Genomic DNA, 4009 nt, shown 5'->3' on the forward strand with positions numbered 1-4009 from the left:
GGTGGCCGCGGTGACGGCCGCGTCCGCCGCCGCCCTCGTCGCGATGGCGGCCCGGTTCAGCGACCAGCCGGCCACGCGGGCCGAGGAGCTCCGGGCCGAGCTGGAGCCCCTCGCCGACGCCGACGCGGCCGCCTACACCGCGGTGCTCGCCGCCTACCGGATCCCGGCCGACGACCCCACCCGCCGCCGGCGGATCGCCGACGCCCTGGCCACGGCGACCGACGTCCCGCGCCGGATCGCCGCGGCCGCCACCGAGGTGGCCGACCTGGCCGCGGCGCTGGTGAAGGACGGCAACCCGAACCTCACCGGGGACGCCCGGGTCGCCCAGCTCCTCGCCACCGCCGCCGCCGAGGCCGCCTCCGCGCTGGTGGAGATCAACGAGGCGGCGGCCCGGCGCTGACCAGGTAGGCCAGCTCGGTCTCCCACCTGGTCGGGTCCGGCTCCACCGCGGGGTCGGTCAGGTAGGACTCGAACATCCCCTCCCAGACCTCGCCGTCCTTGGCCAGCGGCACGCCCTCGGCGGCGGCCCACGCCACCAGGGCCTGGTGGGCCGCGGCGATCCGGTCCGGATGCCCGCGGTGCGTCACCACCACGGGCGCGCGGGTGGGGTCGTACTCGGCGCGCCAGGCCCGGACGAACGTCTCCTGCACCGCGTCCTCGGCCTCGAACGCCGAGCCGAGCATGCGGTAGCAGTAGCCGGTCAGCTCGCCCCGGTAGGTCTCGAGCTGGTCGAGCACCGCCGCCTGGCCCATGCGCCGAGCATTCCACAGCGGGCGGCGGGTAGGGTGGCCCGCGTCGGATCCACCTCGGGTCCACAGAGGAGGTGAGCCCCATTTCCGCCAGGTCAGGCCGGGTGCTCTCCGCGAGCGGCCGCACCGCGTAGGTGCCCGCCAGAGCGCCCCACGGCATCCGAAAGGCGCTCCCATGCTCTCCTCGATCATCTCCAGGCTCCGGGCCGCCGGCTGCGTCTTCGCCGAGGACGAGGCCCAGCTGCTGATCTCCGCCGCGCGCACCCCCGCCGACCTCGACGCGATGGTCTCCCGCCGCGTCGCGGGCCTGCCGCTCGAGCACGTGCTCGGCTGGGTCTCGTTCTGCGGGCTCCGCGTCGCCGTCGACCCCGGGGTGTTCGTGCCCCGGCGGCGCACCGAGTTCCTCGCCCGGCAGGCCGGCGCGTTGGCCCGTCCCGGTCACACCGTCGTCGACCTGTGCTGCGGCTCCGGCGCGGTCGGCGCGACGCTGTCCGGCGTCGACCTGTACGCGGTCGACATCGACCCGGCGGCCGTGCGCTGTGCCCGCCGCAACCTGCCGGCCGCGCACGTGTACGAGGGTGACCTGTACGAGCCGCTGCCGGCCGGGCTGCGCGCCGACCTCCTCGTCGCCAACGCGCCGTACGTGCCGACGGACGCGATCGAGCTGATGCCACCCGAGGCCCGCCTCCACGAGCCCCGGGTGGCCCTCGACGGCGGCGCCGACGGCCTCGACGTGCTGCGCCGGGTGATCGCCGGCGCGCCCGCGTGGCTCGCGCCCGCTGGTCACCTGCTCGTCGAGACCAGCGAGACGCAGGCGCCGCACCTGGTCGAGGCGGCCGTCCGCGCCGGCCTGGTCCCGCGCCTGGCCACCGACGACGACCTCGGCGCGACCGTGGTCATCGCGACGAACGAACCCGCGCCAGGAACGCCACCAGCTCGATGACCTGCTCGGCGGGCCACGGCAGCCGACCACTGAGCTCGGCGCCGCTGTCCGTCCACATGGAACGGGCGGCCTGCCTCCCGCCACGTCCGGTTCAAGCCCAGAGCCGCGCCAGTTCCCGGAGCAGTGGCTGGCGCCAGCGCGGTGCCAGGCCCAGGTGGTACAGGCTCACCCCGGTCGCGCCGGCGGTCCGGAGGCGGCGGGCGTGCTCGCGCAGGCCGGCCGGCTCGGCTGGCGGAAGGACGGTCACGTAGGCGTCGACCGGGCGGCCCGCGCGGACGGCCTGAGCTATCAGGTCCGCCGTCTCCGGGGTCGTCGGCCACGCCGGGACCACCAACGCAGACACGGAGGCGGCCGCGGTCGGGGTCAGGCCCGGGGAGGCGCCCGTCGCCCACGGGTCGGGGTGGGCGTGGAGGGTCACCGGGACGTCGATGGACGACAGGACGGCCTCGCGCAGGAGGTCCGTCGACGCGTGGCGGGTGGCCAGGAGGGCGTCGGCGAAGGGGACGGACACCTCCGTGCGGACCGCGTCGCGCAGGGTGGAGACCACCCACGGCGGGTCCAGGCCGCGCGACGCCCAGTCCCTCTGGCACGCCGGGCAGCAGCACACCGACAGCCACCGCACCGCCGCCGGGGTCCACGCGCCGTCCGTCTTCTCGTGGTGGGACCCGTGCACCAGGCCCAGCTGGCCGCACGCCTCCAGCGACACCTCGTCCGCGCCCGCCGCGGCCTCGCGCGCCAAGTCCACGGCGTACTCGCGGACCTCCGGCCACGCCGGGCACAACGCGTACGGGTACCGCTCGCCGAAGCAGTTCACCACCGCCACATCGGGGAACGCCGCGCCCAGCCGGCTGTTGTGGGTCAGCACGACCCACGCCGCCACGCGCGACCCGGCCGCCCGCAGCGCGGCCGCCGCCGTGTCGAAAGAGCGTGCGGGCACCCACTCGGGAGCGAGTGGCCGCAACCGGCGCGCCGACCACACCGACGACCGCACCGGCCGGTACAACGCCGCATACCGGGCATCCACGAGCTGGTGCCCGGGATGCAGCGGCGTCGCGGCCCGCGTCGAGTGGTAGGCCGCCGCCAGGGCCACAGTGGACACTCCCAGGTCGGCGACCCGCGCGGGAAACGCCGGATCCCCGAGTACGTCCCACGGATAGGCGTGCCCGGTCACTCCCATGCGGCGTCCAGCGACGGCGCGCAGAAGTCGCCGCCGAGGTACACCTTGTCCAGCCCCTCCGACGCGGGCATCTGAGCCGCGAACACCTCGGCGTCGTCCTGCGGCGCGTAGCCGAGGGCACGCGCCTCGGCGAGGGAGAACGAGGCGCGGGTGTTCGCCGAGATCCCCCACACCACGCGGAAACCGGGCGACGGCACGGAGATCGAGGCCTCCATCAGCCGCGCGCAGTCGTCCGGCGAGAGCCAGGTCGCGAGCCCCCGCTCGTTCCACGGCCGCTCGGCGCACGAGCCGATCCGCAGGCAGATCACGTCGAGCCCGTACCGGTCGTGGTACAGGCTCCCCAACGCCTCCCCCGCCGCCTTGCTGACCCCGTAGTACGTGTCCGGCCGCGGGTACAGGTACTCCCCCGCCGGCTCGTCCACCGGCCGGAAGCCGACCGCGTGGTTGCTGCTCGCGAACACCACCCGCGGCGCCCCGGCCCGCCGCGCGGCCTCCAGCACGGTGTACGTGCCGTTGATGTTGTGCTCGAGAATGTCCGCCCAGGCCGCCTCCCGGCTGTGCCCACCCAGATGCAGCACGACGTCCACGTCGGCACACGCGCGGACCATCAGGTCCAGGTCGGACACCGAGCCCGACCTGACCTCCTCGCCGGGGCCCGCGGTCAGCGGCGCCACGTCCAGCAGCCGCAAGGTCCGGCCGGTCCGGGCTAGCCGCGGCCGCAGCATCGTGCCGATGGCGCCGGCCGCGCCGGTGACGAGGATCCGCTGGCTCATGCTGGCTCCTTCAACCTCGTGACGAGCTGCGTCGGGTTCACGAACCGCGGCGCGATCACCAGTAGTACCAGCATCGACCCCGGTAGATGACGGTCATCGCGTCGACGCCTGCTGGGTCCGGATCCCCGCGGAGAACATCGCCTCGCACGGCGACCCGGCACCAGCAGCGGTGCGAGCACCCGGCCGAACACCACGGCTACCGCAAGGAAAACCCTTTCCTGGACCTCTCGGTATCGGTGATCACTTCGCTCAGTGCGAAGGACGGGGCTGGTGACCAGGGCTGAACTCGGTGAACGCGGGCGGGCGGGGCAGGTCGGTGAAGGTCGCGAAGTCGAACACCCGCTGGAACGGCTCGGCCAGCCGGCCC

5 protein-coding genes are annotated in these 4009 nt (G+C 74.9%); 2 read left to right on the top strand and 3 right to left on the bottom strand.

What is annotated here, in order from left to right:
* Positions 1 to 400, top strand: a 400-nt coding sequence (locus VGD70_RS17840; RefSeq protein WP_331082652.1) for a cyclodeaminase/cyclohydrolase family protein, incomplete at its 5' end; no start/stop codon positions are given.
* Here VGD70_RS17840 and VGD70_RS36970 read toward each other — a convergent pair.
* On the bottom strand, positions 375 to 752 hold the full coding sequence (locus VGD70_RS36970) for a sigma factor (RefSeq protein WP_414637989.1): 378 nt from the start codon (positions 750 to 752) through the stop codon (positions 375 to 377). The genes VGD70_RS17840 and VGD70_RS36970 overlap by 26 nt on opposite strands.
* Positions 753 to 924: 172 nt before the next feature.
* Between VGD70_RS36970 and VGD70_RS17850 the strand changes: the two genes are divergently transcribed.
* On the top strand, positions 925 to 1692 hold the full coding sequence (locus tag VGD70_RS17850) for a putative protein N(5)-glutamine methyltransferase (protein ID WP_331082654.1): 768 nt from the start codon (positions 925 to 927) through the stop codon (positions 1690 to 1692).
* 91 nt (positions 1693 to 1783) lie between these two features.
* On the opposite strand, the gene VGD70_RS17855 is transcribed toward VGD70_RS17850, so the two are convergent.
* Together VGD70_RS17855 and VGD70_RS17860 are read right to left on the bottom strand one after the other, a co-directional pair.
* On the bottom strand, positions 1784 to 2869 hold the full coding sequence (locus VGD70_RS17855) for a hypothetical protein (protein ID WP_331082656.1): 1086 nt from the start codon (positions 2867 to 2869) through the stop codon (positions 1784 to 1786).
* Complete coding sequence (locus tag VGD70_RS17860; protein ID WP_331082658.1) at positions 2860 to 3642, bottom strand: NAD(P)-dependent oxidoreductase; 783 nt, start codon at positions 3640 to 3642, stop codon at positions 2860 to 2862. The genes VGD70_RS17855 and VGD70_RS17860 overlap by 10 nt, the downstream gene beginning before the upstream one ends.
* Positions 3643 to 4009: the final 367 nt, after the last annotated feature.

The organism is Actinophytocola sp. (assembly GCF_036402745.1).
GTDB lineage: Bacteria > Actinomycetota > Actinomycetes > Mycobacteriales > Pseudonocardiaceae > Actinophytocola.

Coding starts and splice junctions, on each gene's coding strand:
- VGD70_RS36970 (WP_414637989.1), bottom strand. CDS start 752: ATGGGCCAGGCGGCGGTGCTCGACCAGCTCGAGACCTACCGGGGCGAG.
- VGD70_RS17850 (WP_331082654.1), top strand. CDS start 925: ATGCTCTCCTCGATCATCTCCAGGCTCCGGGCCGCCGGCTGCGTCTTC.
- VGD70_RS17855 (WP_331082656.1), bottom strand. CDS start 2,869: ATGGGAGTGACCGGGCACGCCTATCCGTGGGACGTACTCGGGGATCCG.
- VGD70_RS17860 (WP_331082658.1), bottom strand. CDS start 3,642: ATGAGCCAGCGGATCCTCGTCACCGGCGCGGCCGGCGCCATCGGCACG.